This is a genomic window from Ekhidna sp. ABH4_415 (genome assembly GCF_056161305.1).
In genome coordinates, this window is record NZ_JBSWYW010000002.1 from 14,926 (window position 1) to 32,394 (window position 17,469).

The window sequence follows — 17,469 nt, forward strand, 5'->3', positions numbered from 1 at the left end:
GAGTTTCCTTTTGGTTTTGTTTCTTGCGGGAAAATTTATCCATATAGCAGAAAATATTTTAGCTCTCCTCATACTTAATTGCAGGCAGTTCTTGGATTTGATAACCTGCTCTACATTTCACTGGATTCTAAACGAGCACCAAAAGAAAGTCAGAAGATGGTACGGGCAATAGGGATTGGTATTGCCATAGCCCTCCGTATTATCCTTCTCTATGTTTTAGTCAACGTGATCCAGTATTTTCAGGATCCATTTTTTTTTAGTTTCAGCATGAAAATAGAGCGGCAACAGTCAATGTGCATAGATTTGATTGTACTTTTTGGGGGAGTATTTATTCTCGGAAATACCATTAAATGAAAAAGCTCCTGACTACTATTCTACTTTTTGCTTCTTTGTTGGTTTTTTACTCAAGATCAAAAAATCAGTACCATTGATTTTGTTGAGATACTGAATGATAACAAAGAGCAGGCAATCTTTTATTATGAAAACAATTGGTTACAGCTTCGGACAATGGTGGTTGATAGTGGGTATATTCACTCATATGAAATCATGGAAACAGAGATCACCGATGAGGCACCATTCCATCTTATACTCAAAACCACCTATGCTAATAAAGAAGCTTGTGATCTGGCAGAAGAACGATTTCAGAAAATGATCAAAGAGCGAGGTGCGCTTCAGCTACTCAATGATAAAAAACCAGCCGAAATTCGAAGAGTGCAGTTTAGTAGGAAGGTCAGTCATATGAACAGATTACTTCTTATTAATTAATTGTGACCAGGACTTTTCTGCATTTCCGATTTTGAGCAAATAAACCCCTGATTGTAATTGTTCAAGTTCTAATATGCTAAAACCATCACTACGCATGATTGGAACATCATATTTATTGCCAGAGAGGTCATAAAGTTCAATTAATTGTGGAGAAGATCCATCAGTCATTCTTATTGTCAGATTATTAGTTGTCGGATTAGGGAATGAACGAACCGTTTGGATATTAGATGTTTGATAATCAACTCGGATTGTTTCAAGAGCTTCTGATTTACCATCAAAATCGAATTGCGAAAGTCGGTAGAAATTCGATCCGAATACCGGAGAAGAATCAACCATCAGGTAGTCCGTTACTTTATTGGTATTGCCTGATCCACTCACGCGAACTAATTCATGGAAAGATTCACCATCTGAACTTCGCTCTACTAAGAAGTAATCATTATTTGTTTCTGAGGCCGTACGCCAGTTAAGCTCAATATGGTTGCTCTTTGATTTCCCGCTAAAATCAATAAGAGAAACGGGCAGCAATGCACCTGCCTGAACGGCCTCAAGGTACATATCGAAGCTGATGTCCGAGCTGGTTGCGTTGGCCTGATGTATTTCTACTGCCAAAACATTGGTCCCTACTACCAGATCGGCCGGGTCTACTTCAAAAACAAAATAGGTATCTTCATCTGCCCCACCTTCTGCTCCTGAGGCATAATCCAGATATCCAATTGCTCCGGCAGGCATGTTATCTCGCAATACTTCATTTCCGTTCAGATAAACAATAGCTCCATCATCGCGCCTCAGGCCTATTTTTAGCGCGTAAACAGATGCATCTGTATTTGTGAACGACTTTCTGAAATAAGTTGTAGGGTACTTGTTATTGGGGTCTGCACCATAACTGACCGTTGTGGTCTCATCCCCATCACCATAACCCAACTCAGCGTCTCCGGTCGCCCACCCGGAATCATCAAATGACGTTCCAGTCCAGGCTGTTCCCTGATCTGAACCATCGTCAAGGTAGGACCATGTCTCACCTTTGCTCACCAGCTCATTAGAGAAACTGCCTAGTATCTCCATATCGAAGCTAATGTCGCTACTGGTAAGATTTGCTTGATGAATTTCTACAGCTATGTAGTTGGTGCCATTGGTCACATCAAATACTGATAGTGTAAACTCCTTGAATTGATTTTCATTGGTAACAACTCCACTTGCAAAAGTGCTTGAGGTGATGGTGCCAGTTGGCATATTGTCCCTGATTACTTCATTTCCATTGATATAGACCACTACCCCATCGTCGTAATTGATATTGGCCAATAGTTTTGTGTAGTCAGCTCTATCTTCGACATAAAAGGTTGTTCGAAAATAGGTAGTTGTATACTTATTGTTGGCGTCAGCGCCATAGCTAACGGTGGTGATCTCATCACCATCGCCATAGCCTAATTCGGCATTGCCGGTTGCCCAGGAAGAGTCATCGAAACCGCTGGCTTGCCAGGCTGTGTTCTGATCTGAACCATCGTCAAGGTAACGCCATATGGCTCCAGTATTCAGTAGCTGCTGTTCGGTTCCTATGGTATTGTTACCCGTTCCTGACGTTGGTGTTCCATTTTCATCCACAGTCATCGAACTGCATATTTGATCAGAAGTGGCACCATTTAGATACTGTATTTGGTCTCCAAGATTAAGGGTGTTGTCACCGCAAAGCAATGCATCTGTATGATCCATATACAGGTCGTCTGTGGAAGTAGAGGTATTGAAGATCAGTGTTTCACTAAAACCTGAAAGAATCAGATCATCACCAAAAGAAGTGATTGCGCTTGATGTGATTTCTAACCTACCAAGAATGATCAAATCCGAAGTGGCATCAAGTGTGCCATCAATATAAGTGACGCCTCCCAGCATGGCTCTGGAGGTTGTGAAGGTACCTCCACTGCGGACATAAATATTTCCCGTATGATAGAAGTTTGGTGTGCCTGACCCAGTAAATCCACCAACATTTGCCTGAGCAAGATCATTCGCTGAAGTGGCTGCCCCACCATTATCGGTCGTGTTATTAACGATAATGTTATGCCCGCTTAAGATTACCACATTATCGGTTCTACCTGGTATCGCTGCTGCAGCTCCGGAACCATCAGAGTTTAAAGTCCATGAATCAGCTTCATCCCAATTCCTGGGCGCTGTAGCTCCATTTCTACTGTAATAAGTTGTCTGGCTAAATGCATCCAAGCACCAAACACATGCAATTGATATAACTAATGCCTTTAATAGGCGTCTTTCTGAAGTAGCGTTCATAGGCGATGACTTAGATCCAGGTGAGATCCTAAGCTGACCTTCAAAGATAACAAAAATTGATTTATAACAAGTTTTTTTATGACTTTAACAATTCCCTTCTCCACTTGCCAAGAAAGCTCAAGTAAATACTTATGGGTAGCGAATCTGGGTTTAAAACAAGTTTAATAGAAAAAAAACGAAGCTGATGACAGACTTTTGGTTATTCTGGAATCGGTCATTGAGGCGTACAATACCAAATTATACAATGAATCATCTGACAAAGATTTATTTTGTTTGGTTTACACGAGTGCCAGACGTTCTTCCTGCACAGATGACGACATTGAGCAAATCTTAGAGGCTTCTCGAAGAAATAATTCCAAACTTAGGGTGACATGGATACTGACTATACACATAGGATCGATTTTTACAGGTACTGGAAGGTAATGAGAATGTTGAATCTGAATTGTATAGTAAAATCAAGAAAGACGACAGGCGTGGTGGCTTCATCATGCGTTTTTGTGAACCAGTCAATGAACGGTATTTCACCGGGTGGGATATGGCTGGAGAAAAGGTGGATGAGAAAAGCATTCAATTTCAAACATCCATAAGCAAGAAAAATTGGATTTGTATAAGTCAATGATGGATGGTGACCTTAGATCCTACAAGGATGAAGGAATGCGTGTGCTGAAAACGTTATTAATGATTTCTTGAGTCTAGTCCTCAACTAAATAGTCAAGTGCCAGCTCTTTCGTATCAAAAGGTTTGAGCCTGCCTTTCACTACGGAATTGTAGCCCATCAATAGCACCTTTTTAATACCGGTTATTCCAATGATGGCACTTTTTAGTGTTTTATCACCTACTTGCTTTCCATATTTTTTAGACTCATTCATCCATTCGGAGTTTCCGGCGGCCTCTGTCATGTCAATCAACGTACGCAACTTATCGGTTGATTCATTGTAAAGCGCAATGGCTTCATGAAGGGTAGCTATCATTTCTTCCTTCTTCTTGAGTCCACGATAGTCGATGAGCAAGATTTTTTTACCTTGATGTTCAATGAATGATGCAGGCATAGGGGTAGTGTTGTTTGCATCTAAATTTAATTACTAGGACTCATTCTCATAATATATTTTGTAATACTTACGACCATCGCTATCCTGCCCTCGTTCAATTAACTCTCTGTTTCCATGAATGTAAACATGGAAGTTTTTATCAAGTTTTAATACACTTTTGAAAATACGGGCTTGCTTCTTCACAGAATTAGCAGCAATCTTAAAATTATCTGATAGGTCCAATTCCATTTCGTCCTGGTATTGCTTATCAAAAAATCTAAATGAATTGATTGCTTCATCTTCTTGTCCAAAAACAGAGAGTTCAAATTCACCTTTATCGAATGTTTCGGCTTCTTTGAAATATTTGATTGATTTATTCAGCAGGTCTATTTGATCTGTCTTGGACACTTCAAACTCCTCCGGCATTTGGTCAGTGATATAACTTTTGGTCATCTGGAGGAAATGATTGGTGTCATTCACATGATCTTTTTTGAAATCAAGATTGATGAAATCATTTTTCCAGTAGACCGCCTCGCTGCTTTTGTTATCATAGGCTAGAATGGTGAATGGTTCGTCTGTAAATAAGATAAGACAAGCTTTATCCAGCTTTTTCTCTCCAATGCCCTCTTTAAAAAGTAAGGTGGGCTCTTTAACCCAATCCGGTGTTTCAATGAACGCATCCTTCTTCTCCACCTTGTAAATTCCCAACGCATCAATAGGCTCACCACCAAACATAATGTCATTAAATCTTACAATGAATAGATCCCCCTCTTTGATATTAGGATGGCGTGAGCTACTTCTTAAATGGCTGACTATCCCTTCTGATGTATCGTTCAGTTGATTATCAGCCTGGACCTTTCGTGAAAGCTGAAACAATACATTCAGTTCCAAATCCACATCATGCTTAAACTGATAGGTATTGATGGTTTCAGCGAATGGCTTCAGGAAAATATTTTTTAGTGTTTCTTCTTCGGATGGTGAAAATTCAGACTGAAGAAGAGACTGTTCATCTGCCTCTTCTTTGATTTTCTTAAAGAATAATTCCTGAATGGAAGCGCCCTTGTATTCGATCATGATGATGTAATTTGAAAGAGCGAAGTTAATGTGACAAGAAGCACGCTATGATGGGGTTGCTCGAATTTTTTGAAGGATGGGTATTAAATCATACTCGTCGATTGGGGTTTCTCCAGAAAGCATAATATCAGCTTCCTGATATTGGCCGTTCTTAAGATGGGCTTCCCATACATACTCCATGTACCAATCGGGATCTTTCCCCCAACGGGTTTCCTGTTTCCTTCTATTCAGGTAGGTTGCCTTGGATATCTCCATAACCACGGTCAAGTCGTAGTGTTTATTAAGCTCCTTATTAGCAAACGCAAGAATTCCTTCTACTATGATCACATCATGGTTAGATTCATTTTGATTGAGGACCCTTAATACTCGCTCATAATCGATGGATTCCGGCAACTCCCAATTTGGGTGTCCGTTGATGATAGGTATATCCTTTTCAGGCAAAACATAGTTGTCCATGTCTAGTGCAAATACTTTCAAGCTTGCCAGCTCGTCTTGCAACTCTCTGGCTACAGTTGACTTACCTGATCTGCTAACGCCTCCTATACCTATGATGTATGCCATAATTCAAGGTTGAAAGTTAGATTAATCTTTGATGATTGTAGACGAATGAATTGGGGGTTAAGCCGGATATAATCACCTTGCATATAAAACAAAAACCAGTTAAAATGAGAGTTCTAAAATTATCAATTGCATTATTATCTATGGGCTTTTTCATTGCATGTAGCAGTGATGAAGAGCCAAACGTTGATATTCCGGTTCCTGAGAAATTTTCAGTGGACATTCCTGGCTCTATTAGTAGCAATACAGGTTCATTAAGCGGTCGTACATCAGGAGATGGTGATGGGGTGATTGAAGGAGATGAGATTTATGAGAGTCTTAGATACTTCATCCACATTGGAGAACAGTCAGCTGAGGTTGTAGAATTCACTCTACAGGTAGGAGCTGCACTTAGCGCCAACAATGTTCGCTCTTTAGTCTTCGATGGAGATGATGACGGTCGAGAAAAACGAATTGATTTGACTGAAGGCGTTACCCGAGGAGGTGTGAACTATGAATACGAAATGACCATGGTAGATACGGAAAATGAAGATTTAGCGCTACAGGTGCTATGGAATACAAATCCAGTTTCCGGTGTGGCTATTTTGAATCCTTACCACCTTGACAGAACAGATCTAGAAGCTAATGAAAGTGCATTCCTACGAATTGATTATACAGAGGATCATGCAGATTATGAAGCAGCGATGACGGTATCTATTTCAGGAATTGCAGCTGTAGAAAACGGAGATATTGACAACCTCAAATTGTTTGTTGGTAAGAATGGCAACATCGTGGAGGTAATGGGTAATTCAAACCATCCAAATATAAATATCCTGGATCCCGACTATGCCGGAGGAAGAAATTACGCCTTTGTTGGCCGTGGTGATGAATCTACTGATTTAGGTGTAGTAAAGTTGGCTTTGCCACCATCTGATGTGGATACGGACGATGTGCTGGTAGACTACTCAGTCTATGCGGTATTGGAGGCAGAAATTAATGCAGTAGCTGAGGGATATTTTTCACAAGAAGAAATTGAAGCAATCCTTGCAGAAGCTGGATCACCTGCATATTTCAATGCTCAAGGCTTTATTACATCAGGAACAGATAACAAGCCAGCAAGCTTCAGTGCGGAATTTATTGATCTGACAGGAATGAATCCATTTGTACCAAATGACATTAAAAACCTTTCTATTGGGTTTATTCAATAATATTCGGTTTAGGTTATAGTAATTTGAAATCCCGGCTGAGAGGTCGGGATTTTTTTGTTCAACTAAACCAACTGAATGCCATTCAGGTCAGTTGTGATCAATTCCGTCATGCAGTCTAAAAACGGCCGCATTTTTCTAAAGGTCTCAGAAACGGTTTTGTGAAAATTAGGATCAAGAACCTGTTCTTGGGAAAAATCATGTCGGATGAAATACTGCTTATATCGAAGGAGGTCAATTTCCGGATGATCTTTTTCAAAACCTTTGGGTGCTGTTTTTAGCTGTTCGCCTCGCAATTCTCCAAAAGTGTTCTTAAATGCTTTCGGTTCGATGATCGATCTTAAGGGCTCTGCATCCAATGCGATCTGATTTCTGAAATGCAGCAGGTCTTTGGCATTCGGGCCAAAGAAGCCGCCAGCGACATAGCATTCTTTCAGACCAATCTTGTAATAATATCCACCTCTTCGTACTGCTCCTACACGCTTCATTCGTCCTGCCCAATGTGTTTTATAAGGAGTCTTATCCTTCGAAAAGCGCACATCCCGATAAATGCGGTAGAGACTCTTCTTTCCTGAGGTTGTTTCAATTACATCATGCGTATTCATTTCTGTGAGCAATCGATCCGCAAATGTGATCATCTCCTCATGAGCTTCCTCATATGCCGTTTTATTGGCCTGAAACCATTCGCGGTTATTGTTTTGTGATAGTTCGGAGAGGAAAGAGAGGGCGGTTTGCATGGGGTAAAGCTATTGTGAATTGCTCATTTAAATTAATGGGGATGCTTCGTTCCTCAGCATGACAGCATGGAAATACTTAGTACTCATTACCAGCATGTCATCCTGAACGCAGTGAAGGATCTCTAAATGTGAAGCATATGCTGATGTTTGAGCTAAAAAGAAGAGATTACCTCTAATTGCTTTTAAAATCAAAATTTGAAGTATTCCCCCTTTCTTAAAGGAGGCTAGGGGGATTTATTCTTCTCCCGCTCCTCCACAAACTGATAAATCTCACCAAGAACAAAAGCCATGTTTTGCTTTACATCCAAATCGTCAAATCGGAGGAAAGATAAACTCATAGCTTCAAGTACCTCTTGCCTGGCCTGATCTTGCATCCGTGCTTCATCATGGTAATGACTGCTTCCATCCACTTCGATTACCAGATTCAGCTTCTTACAATAGAAATCCACAATGTACTAATCAAGCGGTTTCTGCCGATTGAATTTATAACCTTTGATTGAGCCAGCTCTTAGCTCCTGCCAGAGTAGCACTTCTCCAAGCGTGCTGTTGTTTCGAAGGTCGCGAGAGAACTGCTTCAGATTTTTGTTGTACGGCAGGTAGTACATGCGATAAAAATAGAAACGTTACGTTGAATATCTTGTCTGTGCTACGTCGAATCCCTCGACTTGATTTGAAAAATCAAGCCACCCCCTTTTTAAAAGGGGGATTACCCCTTACTTTATTCGAATCAAAATTTAATGTATTCCCCCTTTACTCAAAGGGGGATAGGGGGATTAGTACGCACACAAAAAAGCACAAGTTGATTCTAAACTAATTTGGATTAATTGCTGCCTCTCTATTGTAATGCCAAATGGCCATATTCAAATGCTTTTGACTTTTAATGGAAAAAAAAGAGCCTACACTGAGCAAGGAAATGCCTGTATATCCAATGCCCATAGACGCATCTTCATCAGTTATTGACCATGATAGAGCCACAGCTACTATACCAATTCCGCTTAGAATACTGCTGGTTCTCTTATGCTTCTTATAGTGATTGATTTCGATCTTAGATTCTTCGTATGAAATGAGTGATTCTATAAATTCCTTGTAGCTAACCTTTTTATTGTCTCTGTAATATTTTAGTCCTTTTCTGTAAAAGGCATTATTGTTATAGTTCATTTTAAAGTCGATAGCGTTAACATCATTGTCTACTGCCGTATCCGAATTAGTTTGGGCATGAAGATGAGGAACAAATAAGATGAGAGTAAAAGAAAATGGAATTAAGAATTTGTTCATCGCCAGCACTTGAAATGTAATAACCAAACATAGCACTAATTATTTTTTGGATAATTTTTGGATTACAAAATAGAGTCGATTTGTTTGGTTGTGTTATTCTAGAGCAATAGAAATATAATTTATTATCATTTTAAGCGAATGAACCTTTTGGCCTAAGGGTGCTGAGCCAAATCCCTCCAATTCACCTCCATTTTCAGTAAATTTGTTGTCCCAAAATTTTGAAGCGACATGACCCAGACAGCAGAGATATATAAACCCAAAAATCACATTCGGATCGTCACGGCGGCCTCCCTTTTTGACGGGCACGATGCAGCGATCAACATCATGCGAAGGATCATCCAGTCCACAGGATGTGAGGTGATCCATTTGGGCCACAACCGCTCCGTTCAGGAAATCGTGGATTGCGCCATTCAGGAAGATGCACAAGCAATTGCTATCACATCCTATCAGGGCGGTCATGTGGAGTATTTCAAATACATGTATGACCTGCTGAAAGAACGTGGTGCGGATATTAAGATATTTGGTGGAGGAGGAGGGACTATCCTTCCGGAAGAAATTGAAGAACTTCATAAGCACGGGATTACCCGCATCTACTCGCCTGATGATGGACGAGCCATGGGGCTTCAGGGCATGATCAATGACCTGGTGAAGCAAAGCGATTTTGCAGTTGGTGAAAACCTGAATGGTCAGGTCAAAAAAATCAGCACAAAAGATCATGCGGCTATTGCGCGAGTTATCTCTGCAGCAGAAAACTACCCGGATCAATACCGGGAAGAAATGGAAGCCTTGCGCAAACAGGCAGCCAATACGCCGGTGCTTGGTATTACCGGTACCGGAGGAGCAGGTAAGTCCTCATTAGTAGATGAGTTGGTGCGTCGCTTTCTGGTGGACTTCAAAGACAAAAACATTGCGGTAATCTCGGTAGATCCATCGAAGCGTAAAACGGGTGGTGCGCTCCTTGGTGACCGAATTCGCATGAACGCGATCTTCAATGATCGAGTGTATATGCGATCACTGGCAACCCGTCAATCCAACCTTGCACTCTCCAAATATGTGCAGGATGCCATTGATGTAGTGAAAGCTGCAGGATTTGATCTGATCATTCTGGAAACTTCCGGTATTGGTCAGTCTGATACAGAGATCACTGACCACTCTGATGCGTCCCTATACGTGATGACACCTGAGTATGGTGCAGCTACCCAGCTGGAGAAAATCGACATGCTGGACTTTGCCGATATGATTGCGCTCAACAAGTTCGATAAGCGTGGCGCTTTGGATGCATTGAGAGATGTGAAGAAACAATATCAGCGCAACCATCAGCTTTGGGATGCTAAGGAAGAGGATCTTCCGGTGTTTGGAACCATCGCCTCTCAGTTCAATGATCCGGGTATGAATCAGCTGTATTTGTCATTGATGAACCTGATTGCGGAGAAAACCGGGGCTGAGTTGAAATCCTCATTTGTAAGCACAGAGGAGATGAGCGAGAAGGTGTTTATCATTCCTCCGAAAAGAACACGATACCTTTCTGAGATTACAGAAACTATTCGGAATTACAACGAAAAGGCACTTCAGCAGAAGGAGGTTGCGCAGAAGCTTTACAGTCTGGAAAAGTCAGGTGAGATACTAAAAGACCAGAAAGATGCGCTAGCGGCAATTGATAAAGCCAAAGAAGAATTGAAGCTCGATCTTGATCCGCACAATCTCAAGATCATCGAGGAATGGGATGCGAAGAAGGCCAACTATGAGGGGGAAGAATATACATACGAGGTTCGCGGCAAGGAAATCAAGGTAGAAACAACGACCGAAACCCTTTCTCATACGAAGGTCCCTAAAGTATCATTGCCAAAATATGAAGGATGGGGGGATATTTTACACTGGAGCCTGCAGGAAAATGTTCCCGGGGAGTTTCCGTTCACCGCCGGGGTGTTTCCATTCAAACGAAAAGGAGAAGATCCAACACGGATGTTTGCCGGAGAGGGTGGGCCTGAGCGTACGAACAAGCGATTCCACTATGTATCGCATGGACTTCCTGCAGCAAGACTCTCAACAGCATTTGATTCCGTTACTCTCTATGGAGAAGATCCGGATTATCGTCCGGACATCTACGGAAAGATCGGTAACTCCGGGGTGAGTATCTGCTGCCTGGATGATGCCAAGAAATTGTACTCAGGGTTTGATCTATGCGATCCTACCACTTCGGTTTCCATGACCATTAATGGTCCGGCTGCTACTATCTGTGCGTTCTTTATGAATGCTGCGATCGATCAGCAGTGTGAGAAGTATATAAAAGAAAATGGGCTGGAGAAGGAAGTTGAGGCCAAGATCGAAAAAATATACAAAGAGAAGGGCGTAGAGCGACCAACCTACAAAGGAGATTTACCGGAAGGACACAATGGACTTGGCTTGATGTTGCTTGGTGTGACAGGCGATCAGGTACTTCCTGCGGAAGTATACCAGGAGATGAAGCAGAAAGCACTTTCATCTGTAAGGGGAACTGTACAAGCTGACATCTTGAAAGAAGATCAGGCACAGAATACCTGCATTTTCTCCACCGAGTTCTCGTTGAGATTAATGGGGGATGTGCAGCAATACTTCATTGACAATAATGTCAGAAACTTTTACTCAGTTTCTATTTCAGGGTATCACATTGCAGAAGCTGGAGCCAACCCAATCACCCAACTGGCATTTACGTTGGCGAATGGATTCACGTTCGTTGAGTATTACCTGTCCAGAGGCATGGATATCAATGCCTTTGCACCGAATCTTTCATTCTTCTTCTCCAATGGAGTAGATGCAGAGTATGCGGTGATTGGCCGTGTTGCAAGAAGAATTTGGTCTAAAGCGATGAAGCTGAAGTACGGAGCAAATGAGAGAGCTCAGAAATTGAAGTATCATATCCAAACCTCCGGTCGTTCCCTTCACGCTCAGGAAATCGATTTCAATGATATTCGTACCACCTTGCAGGCACTTTATGCGATTTACGATAACTGTAACTCACTGCATACCAATGCATACGATGAGGCGATCACTACACCAACTGAGGGTTCCGTACGTCGCGCCATGGCGATCCAGTTAATCATCAACAAGGAGCTTGGACTGGCAAAGAATGAAAACCCGATGCAAGGCTCATTCATTACGGAAGAATTGACGGATTTGGTAGAGGAGGCTGTGATGATGGAATTTGATCGCATCACAGAAAGAGGAGGCGTACTTGGCGCTATGGAGAGTATGTATCAACGTGGAAAGATTCAGGAAGAGTCGTTGTATTATGAGACGAAGAAACATACAGGTGAGCTACCAATTATTGGAGTGAATACGTTCTTGTCTTCCAAAGGCTCCCCGACTGTCATTCCTGATGAGGTGATACGAGCTACAAAGGATGAGAAAGAACAGCAGATTACGAATCTCAATGCATTGCACAAGCGCAATGAAGATAAAGCTGAGGAGATGTTATCCAAGCTACAGGAGACTGCACTACATAATGAAAATACCTTCGCAACCTTAGTGGAGGCCACTAAATATTGTTCACTGGGGCAGATCACCCATGCCATGTTTGAGGTTGGAGGACAGTATAGACGCAATATGTAATGTTGTACGAAGCTTCAACACCGGAAGAATACCTGAAACTGTTAGAATCTGACTGGAGGAAAGAGAAATTGATGGAGATAAGATCAATGCTCTTTGAGCTACTCCCTTTTTCAGAAGGCATTAAATATAAGATGCTCAGCTATGCGGATGATAAGGGTGTGATTTTTCAATTGAATGCTCAGAAAAATTATGTAGCCTTATATGTCGGAGATGCAAGCAAGGTAGATCCATCAGGTGAACTATTAGAGGGTATCAATCATGGTAAAGGGTGCCTTAGGTTTAAAAAATCAACAAACATTGCTGAAACTCGAATTGATGAGTTCATTAAGAAAGCGTTGGAAATGTGGCAAAGAGGTGAAGATATTGATTGTTAACCATTGAAGTGTTTAAGCACCCTTAAAGCCCTGAGTGTATTCCATCTCCCAGGCTTCCCCGCTTTTTCCATTTCGAAATGAACTTTTCCCGGATATCCTGCATATTGATTCCAGGTACCTTATTTATTCCTTTTGGATTAATTATTTCTGTATGCTGAGGGAATGATTTGGTGAGATCATCAAAAGCGGCAGTTAATAACTCCAAATCTGAAGGTTGTTGAGTTAGTGCCAGAGATAAAGCTAGAAGAAGTGAAAAAGCGACTTTCATGACTAATTGGAAGTTAGTCAATCATACAGAGATCAAATGCAGGTTTCTGAAATAATTTATAAGAAGAAGACAAAGATGAAAAAGGATGTGATGCTGAGCATTTATACTTTTGTGAAATGAGAATTTTAAAGCTCGTCTTCCTCCTTTTAATGATGACCCTAAGTCATCTGGCACATGCCCAAATCCTCAAAGTTGACAAAGAATTTCTTGCTACAGATTCTTCCAATTACTTCACAGGAGTCATTGATGCCACTTTTGCAGTCAATAACAGAAGCTCAACGGCCGAGCAGCAAAATATTTATGTGGGTGTAAACAATAACATTGATTTGGTTTATATCGCTGAGCGATCTGCAACAGTTCTCATTAGTGGTTTGAATTACTTTAAAATTGGAGATGGCCCGCTTATCTACAATGGTTCGGCTCACATACGTCAGGTTTTAAGACGTTCTGCTCCTTTGACTCCAGAATTTTTTGTTCAGGGACAATTTGATGAGTCACGAAATATGGAGTTGAGGATTTTATATGGTGGAGGTTTACGCTGGAATATCCTTCAAAAAAGCAATTCAGTTTTTGCCGGTGTAGGTATTTTCAGGGAAAATGAACGATGGAATGGTCCCGATCAAGAGATTAATAAAGAGCTTTGGAAGCTCAATTCCTACCTGAGCGCAGATGTAAAACTCACGGAATCCATAAACATTAATGCAATCGTCTATTTTCAGTCTGGGCATGACGCTGCTATTGATGCTTTCCGGAATCGACTAAGCGGTCAGCTGGAGTTCAAAAACGCGCTTACAGAAAAGTTCAAATTGAAAATGACCTCAAATTTTCTTTTGGATGACAAGCCTATCATTCTGCTGAATGAGTTTATTTATGAGGTTTATTTCGGAGTAGAGTATAGCTTCAATTAGAATTGTCTCATCCCTGACAAACTCATTCCAAACTGGCTCTCGGTAGTGAAACGTCATTGCCTTCGATGATGAATGTCATATTGCTAAAGGCACCTCAATTCTAGCTTTGGTTTAGAAAATCTAAATACCAAAGTCATGAAAAACATCGTAGTACTCGGAAGCAATTTTGCAGGATTCACCTCCGCAATACAGCTTGCCAAAAAATTGAAAAGAAAAAGAGAAGAGTACAAGGTAGTGGTGATTTCTCCTACCCATGACTTTCTCTATGTTCCATCCCTCATATGGGTTCCCTTCGGAAGACGTGAAGTAAAAGACATTAAGTTTGACTTGCGCGATATCTTTCAGAAAAACAATATTGAATTCATTCAAAAAGCAGCGAATCGGGTCGATCCTGATATGAATAAAGTGTATCTGAATGATGACCAGGAGATTGCCTATGATTATCTGGTTATTGCCACGGGAGTCTCTATGAATTTTGATGTAGTAGATGGTCTTAGACCTGATGACAATAAAATTCACAACATTGTTATTCCTAAGTTGGCCATGAAAACACGGGAAGCTTTTGAAAAGCTGGTGGAAGATCCAGGTCCGGTGATTGTTGGAGCCACGCAGGGCGCCAGCTGTATGGGTGCTGCTTACGAGTACTTGTTCAATATGGACAAAGAACTAAGACGCCATAAAGTCAGAAATAAAGTAAAGTTGTATTGGATCACTCCGGAACCATACCTTGGTAACTTTGGGATCGATGGAATGCCGGGAGGTGAAGGCATGCTCAAAATGTTCATGAAGCTTTACAACATTGAGTATATCATAGATGCCAGTATTGATCGCATCGATGAGGATGAGATTCACCTTAAGGACGGAACAGTCTTGCCTTACAAAATGGCCATGCTTATGCCGCCTTTCGAAGGGGCACAGGTAATGAAGGACAGTCCTAAGCTTGTAGATGAGAAAGGTTTTGTGGAAACGAATGCTTCTTATCAGCATGTGAAGTATGATAATGTATTTGCGGCTGGTTTGGCTGTGAAAGTAGCTCCAAACTTTAAGATTGAAAAAACGCCATTTGGTGTACCAAAGACAGGTTATCCAAGTGATGTCACCGGTAAGATTGTGGCGAAAAATATCGTGAGGTTAATAAATGGAAAAGAAAAGCTGATTGAGAAAGAGTGGGGTAAAATCCCTGCCATTTGTATCATGGATGCCGGACATAAAGAAGTTTATCTATTAGCCAATCATTTATTTAAGCCGCGTCAGTTCGCTATTCTGCTTCCAAACATCTTTAATGATTTTGGTAAAGTATTACTAGAGAAGTATTTCATGTGGAAGAACAGACACGGATATGCCTGGCTTCCATAAGTGAAGATGTTTGTGTGATTTGAGGTGATTTTTTAAGGTGCTATTTAACCACCTTATAGATCACCTCTTTCTCTGGGAGAGCAAATCTGGTTTTTTCCTCTGTACTAAGTTCATCAATCAGACGCTCTTCTACCACTTGAAAACCGGATTCAGCCAGTCGAGCACCGTAATCTTCTCCATACATTCGCACATGATCATCCTGACCAAAGGCTTTTTCTCGTTCCTTCGGATCAATGATTGTTTTATCCTCATAGGTCGTCTTTGGCAGAGGGTAGAAGAAAGGGACTTGCAAAATAGCCCATCCACCAGGCTTCAGTACCCTTCGCATCTCACTTAGCGCCTTTCTGTCATCATCTACATGCTCAAGCACGTGATTGCAAAAAATGATGTCAATCGAATTGTCCTCGAAAGGGATTTCATGGATGTCCATTTTCACCTTCGCTAAAGGGGATTCTATGTCTCCAGTTATGTATTCCAAATTTTCTAATGCATCAAAACGACTCATGAAGCATAGTTCAGGCGCCACATGAAGCATTTTTGCTTCCTTCGTGAAAAAGTCTGTTTTTCGTTTAAGGTAAAGCCAGATCAGTCTGTGACGCTCCAGCGCCAGACATTTAGGACAAAGGGCATTACTGCGGGATTTTCGTCCATAGGGGAGGAATTTGCGGAATCGTGACTCACACACAGGGCATTCCACTTTATTGCCACGGTAGAAAACCGCAATCACTCTCAGTGCCACATGACTAAAGAGCTGCAGGTATTTTCTTGGTATTTTTCTAAGGAAAAAAGAGATTAAAAACTTCACGTTCCGCCAATTTTGCCCCGCAAGTTATTTATTCACCTCACTACCAGCAATCATTGCTGAAAATTTCTCTATTTTGGTTTTCGTATGCTACGATCGCTAACTTTCATATTAACCCTTCTGCTCAGTTTGAGTTGCCTGGCTCAAAAGGTAAAACCTGTGGAAGAGGAGCTCCCATCGGAAAATTTGGAGATGCGAAAAGACTCTAACAAGCGATCCAATAGACCAAAAAGGAAAAATTTGAGTCTGATCTATGTACCTAACGCAGATAATATTCTGTATGGCAACCCATGCGTAACCGAAGCGACACATAAAATGGGGTTTGAGTACATCGTGGAGCCCACGAATCTACCCGGTAGCAAAACATGGAAGGGTAAATTTTTGAATAACCTCTGGGTAAAGACTAAATTAGTAGTAACACGATCACCATTTTGGAAGCTCATCCTGAATAAGAAAATTAAAAATTGTCGCAAGATGAGCGGAGATTTGGTGGGCTAATTGGCACCTAAAATCACGTAATGACAAACCTAACCCGACATGCAAACAAGGCAACAGTTGTCGTCTTTGCACTTTTATTCTCCTGCGCGAACATTACTGAAGAGATTTACCTCAATGCCGACGGAAGTGGACAGTATCTGGTTTATACCGATGCTGTAAGCACCACTCGCACCATGATGATGGGCATGATGAGCAGCATCTATCCGGATGCTTCAGAGGATAGTTTGATGCAAGTTGTGGATGCCCAGCTTTGGGAACAGTTTCCCGCAGAGGTGGATAGCATCATTGATTTCTCATCCAGGGTGCCGGACAGCATCAAGAATGATCCGGCGAAGAAAAAGTACCTGGATAACATGGAAATGTTCATGAAAGGCAGTCGGGCAGAGGGCTACCTCAACTCTGGGATGCGATACAATTTTAACAGTGTAGAGGAGCTACAGGGATTCAACGACTTTATGAGTGAAAATCAAAATGCTACGAGTGGGCAAATGCAGATGGATCTTCCACAGATGGAGGTAAGCTATTCATATGATGGAAGCACTTTTTCACGAACAGCCGATATGAGTGAGAGCTTTGAGATGAGCGACTCCACTATGATGGTGCTGGGTTCTTTGTTGCAAGAATCAAAATCCCGTTTCATCCTTCATCTACCCAGAAAAGCTAAGGATGTTTCTACCGATCAATTGGTCGGAAAAGCCGGGAAGGATGTGACGTATGAATTTGACCTGATTAAGGTTTTGACAGGTGAGCAATCGACGGATATAAAAGTAACTTTTTAGC

General features: G+C 41.4%; 19 protein-coding genes and 1 pseudogene. 11 read left to right on the forward strand and 9 right to left on the reverse strand.

From position 1 onward, the window contains the following. Positions 1 to 78 precede the first annotated feature (78 nt). Both ACXAH9_RS02955 and ACXAH9_RS02960 read left to right on the forward strand, forming a co-directional pair. Positions 79 to 354 carry a TerC family protein gene (locus ACXAH9_RS02955; protein ID WP_474893373.1) on the forward strand — a complete coding sequence of 92 codons (276 nt, stop codon included), beginning with the start codon at positions 79 to 81 and terminating at the stop codon, positions 352 to 354. Between the two features lie 27 nt (positions 355 to 381). Continuing rightward, positions 382 to 765 (forward strand): hypothetical protein, encoded by a 384-nt coding sequence (locus ACXAH9_RS02960; RefSeq protein WP_474893374.1) that lies wholly within the window; start codon positions 382 to 384, stop codon positions 763 to 765. Here the strand turns inward: ACXAH9_RS02960 and ACXAH9_RS02965 are convergent. After that, positions 748 to 3,039 carry a T9SS type A sorting domain-containing protein gene (locus ACXAH9_RS02965; protein ID WP_474893375.1) on the reverse strand — a complete coding sequence of 764 codons (2,292 nt, stop codon included), beginning with the start codon at positions 3,037 to 3,039 and terminating at the stop codon, positions 748 to 750. The genes ACXAH9_RS02960 and ACXAH9_RS02965 overlap by 18 nt on opposite strands. Positions 3,040 to 3,312: 273 nt before the next feature. Here ACXAH9_RS02965 and ACXAH9_RS02970 point away from each other — a divergent pair, with 273 nt between their 5' ends. After that, the gene (locus tag ACXAH9_RS02970) at positions 3,313 to 3,462 is read left to right on the forward strand and encodes a BLUF domain-containing protein (protein ID WP_474893815.1); all 150 of its coding nucleotides are present in this window, start codon (positions 3,313 to 3,315) and stop codon (positions 3,460 to 3,462) included. A gap of 19 nt (positions 3,463 to 3,481) precedes the next feature. Next, positions 3,482 to 3,658, forward strand: coding sequence for a BLUF domain-containing protein (locus ACXAH9_RS02975; protein ID WP_474893376.1), 177 nt, complete (start codon positions 3,482 to 3,484; stop codon positions 3,656 to 3,658). 73 nt (positions 3,659 to 3,731) lie between these two features. On the opposite strand, the gene ACXAH9_RS02980 is transcribed toward ACXAH9_RS02975, so the two are convergent. From ACXAH9_RS02980 to ACXAH9_RS02990, 3 genes are read right to left on the reverse strand one after another with little or no spacing between them, the layout of a single operon-like run. After that, positions 3,732 to 4,088 carry a hypothetical protein gene (locus ACXAH9_RS02980; protein ID WP_474893377.1) on the reverse strand — a complete coding sequence of 119 codons (357 nt, stop codon included), beginning with the start codon at positions 4,086 to 4,088 and terminating at the stop codon, positions 3,732 to 3,734. Positions 4,089 to 4,121: 33 nt separating this feature from the next. Further along, complete coding sequence (locus tag ACXAH9_RS02985; protein ID WP_474893378.1) at positions 4,122 to 5,141, reverse strand: nucleoid-associated protein; 1,020 nt, start codon at positions 5,139 to 5,141, stop codon at positions 4,122 to 4,124. A 45-nt stretch (positions 5,142 to 5,186) separates the two neighbouring features. Beyond that, a complete protein-coding gene (locus tag ACXAH9_RS02990) occupies positions 5,187 to 5,702 on the reverse strand; it encodes a uridine kinase family protein (protein WP_474893379.1) in 516 nt (171 codons plus the stop codon). Positions 5,703 to 5,806: 104 nt separating this feature from the next. On the opposite strand from ACXAH9_RS02990, the gene ACXAH9_RS02995 reads away from it, so the two are divergent. Further along, complete coding sequence (locus ACXAH9_RS02995) at positions 5,807 to 6,886, forward strand: hypothetical protein (RefSeq protein ID WP_474893380.1); 1,080 nt, start codon at positions 5,807 to 5,809, stop codon at positions 6,884 to 6,886. A 62-nt stretch (positions 6,887 to 6,948) separates the two neighbouring features. Here the strand turns inward: ACXAH9_RS02995 and ACXAH9_RS03000 are convergent, their stop codons facing one another. From ACXAH9_RS03000 to ACXAH9_RS03010, 3 genes and pseudogenes are all read right to left on the reverse strand, one after another. Continuing rightward, positions 6,949 to 7,620, reverse strand: coding sequence for a DUF2461 domain-containing protein (locus ACXAH9_RS03000; RefSeq protein ID WP_474893381.1), 672 nt, complete (start codon positions 7,618 to 7,620; stop codon positions 6,949 to 6,951). Positions 7,621 to 7,844: 224 nt separating this feature from the next. Continuing rightward, positions 7,845 to 8,225 (reverse strand): annotated as a pseudogene (locus tag ACXAH9_RS03005) (endonuclease domain-containing protein). 205 nt (positions 8,226 to 8,430) lie between these two features. After that, complete coding sequence (locus ACXAH9_RS03010; protein WP_474893382.1) at positions 8,431 to 8,895, reverse strand: hypothetical protein; 465 nt, start codon at positions 8,893 to 8,895, stop codon at positions 8,431 to 8,433. Between the two features lie 228 nt (positions 8,896 to 9,123). Between ACXAH9_RS03010 and ACXAH9_RS03015 the strand changes: the two genes are divergently transcribed. Next, positions 9,124 to 12,483, forward strand: coding sequence for a methylmalonyl-CoA mutase family protein (locus ACXAH9_RS03015; protein ID WP_474893383.1), 3,360 nt, complete (start codon positions 9,124 to 9,126; stop codon positions 12,481 to 12,483). Then, the gene (locus ACXAH9_RS03020; RefSeq protein WP_474893384.1) at positions 12,483 to 12,857 is read left to right on the forward strand and encodes a DUF1801 domain-containing protein; all 375 of its coding nucleotides are present in this window, start codon (positions 12,483 to 12,485) and stop codon (positions 12,855 to 12,857) included. The genes ACXAH9_RS03015 and ACXAH9_RS03020 overlap by 1 nt, the downstream gene beginning before the upstream one ends. A gap of 22 nt (positions 12,858 to 12,879) precedes the next feature. Here ACXAH9_RS03020 and ACXAH9_RS03025 read toward each other — a convergent pair whose 3' ends face one another. Continuing rightward, on the reverse strand, positions 12,880 to 13,125 hold the full coding sequence (locus ACXAH9_RS03025; RefSeq protein ID WP_474893385.1) for a hypothetical protein: 246 nt from the start codon (positions 13,123 to 13,125) through the stop codon (positions 12,880 to 12,882). Positions 13,126 to 13,241: 116 nt separating this feature from the next. On the opposite strand from ACXAH9_RS03025, the gene ACXAH9_RS03030 reads away from it, so the two are divergent. Further along, positions 13,242 to 14,033, forward strand: a complete 792-nt coding sequence (locus tag ACXAH9_RS03030) for a hypothetical protein (RefSeq protein WP_474893386.1) — start codon at positions 13,242 to 13,244, stop codon at positions 14,031 to 14,033. A 135-nt stretch (positions 14,034 to 14,168) separates the two neighbouring features. Continuing rightward, positions 14,169 to 15,389 (forward strand): NAD(P)/FAD-dependent oxidoreductase, encoded by a 1,221-nt coding sequence (locus ACXAH9_RS03035; protein ID WP_474893387.1) that lies wholly within the window; start codon positions 14,169 to 14,171, stop codon positions 15,387 to 15,389. 40 nt (positions 15,390 to 15,429) lie between these two features. On the opposite strand, the gene ACXAH9_RS03040 is transcribed toward ACXAH9_RS03035, so the two are convergent. Next, positions 15,430 to 16,194, reverse strand: coding sequence for a class I SAM-dependent methyltransferase (locus ACXAH9_RS03040; protein ID WP_474893388.1), 765 nt, complete (start codon positions 16,192 to 16,194; stop codon positions 15,430 to 15,432). Positions 16,195 to 16,278: 84 nt separating this feature from the next. Between ACXAH9_RS03040 and ACXAH9_RS03045 the strand changes: the two genes are divergently transcribed. Together ACXAH9_RS03045 and ACXAH9_RS03050 are read left to right on the forward strand one after the other, a co-directional pair. Then, positions 16,279 to 16,689, forward strand: coding sequence for a hypothetical protein (locus ACXAH9_RS03045; RefSeq protein ID WP_474893389.1), 411 nt, complete (start codon positions 16,279 to 16,281; stop codon positions 16,687 to 16,689). Positions 16,690 to 16,709: 20 nt separating this feature from the next. Beyond that, complete coding sequence (locus ACXAH9_RS03050; protein WP_474893390.1) at positions 16,710 to 17,468, forward strand: hypothetical protein; 759 nt, start codon at positions 16,710 to 16,712, stop codon at positions 17,466 to 17,468. Position 17,469: the final 1 nt, after the last annotated feature.